Below are 1,923 nucleotides of genomic sequence, written 5' to 3'. Positions count from 1 at the left end.
CATCTTGAAATCTATTGGGGATATGTTTGTTGTCATCTTTCAAGTTGCAGGTGTGTTGGCTGCTCTCACTTACCCGAATCACTGACTGGTCTTGACCTTAAAATATAAGTCAGCTCATCGGGATGTGTTCACTGGCTGCCTGGCTGCATTCCTACGCCAGTAAATAGCGCTGTGTCATCGTAAACATCGCGATGGCGCGCTGCAAATGGTGAGCATCAAAACGATTAAGTAGGTAACTTTCAGCCCCTTTGCGTGGGCGAATACAGAGTAGCAACTTCGGCTCGCCAGCTTCATCTTTGATCAGGTCGAACTGATAACTGCCGATGTTTTTTTCATCTTCCCACCAGGAAATTTGTATTGCTGGCAAGGGGTTATCAGCCGTAGGTTGTCTGACGGCGAAAAAGTATTCTCCGGCCCAGAAACCGGCATAATGGCCATCAGCTTGCAAATGTTTGGTGCGAAAAATGGGGGCTGCCGCGAGCTGGTTGACGGCAGCCAAGGTTATTTCTCGATGCGCTTGCTGCCACAAAGGAACATTATTTTCGATTTGCCAACAAGCCGCGCCCAGATAATCGTTCAGTTCACGCCAATCGTCATCCAGTTGCTGGCGTAATTCCTCTTCAAGAATATTACGATATTGCTGCATGCCACTGGGTTGCTCGCCTAAAGTTTCGTAAGTGATTAACTCCATAGTGCGGGGCTTGCGGCGAAAACTCATCCACAACACCATCTTGGGGATACGAAACTCAATCGACTGAATACTCAGCCGATAGCTATCCCCCTTGTTCAGCACAAAGCCATTGGCGGTGCCGCGCTTATTTTGATAATTCCGTATCACCACCACGCTATTTAGCCCCATCCAGCCGGTAACATAGTGCTCACTGTCAGAGTTGGCAACATCCAGATCGATCACCATTTGGACGATTTTATCACTCTCAAGCTTATCTAGCGGATGGGCATCCCCAGCAGAGTAATACAGCTTCTCAGGGGCTTCGGGTAACTCAAGGGTCAACATAGCAGGGCCTTTTTCGCGGGTGATTATCAACTCATCATTTACTGGTTTATAGCTTACCTCAAGCTGTCATACAGATTGTGGTATAACGAGAATTAGGATGAAAATTCGTGCTATGGATCAACTTTTCCTACCGTTAAGGGTCATAGATATGCAAACTACTATCACGCATGCCAATTTATTGCATTGAGGCCTGTTCAATATATTTAGGGTATAGATTAATCAGATAATAAGGATTTCGATAATGAAAGGTTATAAAACCCTCCATTGTCTTGTTGCTGCGGCGATACTCAGTGCCAGTTTCTGGGCTTTCGCGCAGCCAGCGATGAATGTTGCTTCGGCTCCATCAGACTCAGCGCCTGTTCAGGTCGCACCCGCTAAGCCCCTTCCCACTACCGCTGATCTTCTACAACAACCGGTGTATAAAAATAGCTGGCAAAAAATGGTGAAGAGTCAGAAAAATTTGCCTGCATGGGCGCGTAAAGGGGTAGGGACATCCGCGCCGTATGAGGTGATAAATTGGGAGGGGCAGCAGTATAAAGTGGGGCGAATTTGTAAACCTCATGATTGTAGTTATAACTTTATGTGGGTGGCTTTTAGCAAGGATAAAAAACAAGTTTGGCAGGCATGGGGGATGCGAGTGTCGGTAGAGGATAAGCCAGAAGCGATCAATACTCCGAGCAAGTTCGCCACTTATCAATGGCTTGGCCGCCCGAGTGAGAGTGTTCAGACTTTGCTGAAAAAACAATTAGAGCAAGATCCTAACTGGCACTGATCCTTGATTGTTTTCAAGTTGCAGGATGTCGGTCAACACACCTGCAACTTGAAAGATGGCAACAAACATATCCCCAATAGATTTCAAGATGCAGGAAGGCGGCAAACGAGAGCATCCCGATGGAGCTGACATCAGT

The 1,923-nt window shown here is 46.9% G+C and carries 2 protein-coding genes; one reads left to right on the top strand and one right to left on the bottom strand.

Translation table 11 applies throughout. From position 1 onward, the window contains the following. Positions 1-151: 151 nt before the first annotated feature. Positions 152-1,015: a hypothetical protein gene (locus FTA91_RS06525; protein ID WP_186377348.1), complete on the bottom strand. Its 864-nt coding sequence runs from the start codon at positions 1,013-1,015 to the stop codon at positions 152-154. 241 nt (positions 1,016-1,256) lie between these two features. On the opposite strand from FTA91_RS06525, the gene FTA91_RS06520 reads away from it, so the two are divergent. Then, a complete protein-coding gene (locus FTA91_RS06520) occupies positions 1,257-1,787 on the top strand; it encodes an inhibitor of vertebrate lysozyme family protein (RefSeq protein ID WP_050113310.1) in 531 nt (176 codons plus the stop codon). Positions 1,788-1,923 lie beyond the last annotated feature (136 nt).

It is taken from the genome of Yersinia thracica (genome assembly GCF_902170565.1).
Taxonomy (GTDB): Bacteria; Pseudomonadota; Gammaproteobacteria; order Enterobacterales; family Enterobacteriaceae; genus Yersinia; species Yersinia thracica.
The sequence above is the reverse complement of the archived record's forward strand: the minus strand, read 5'-3'. Positions and strand labels throughout refer to the sequence as shown.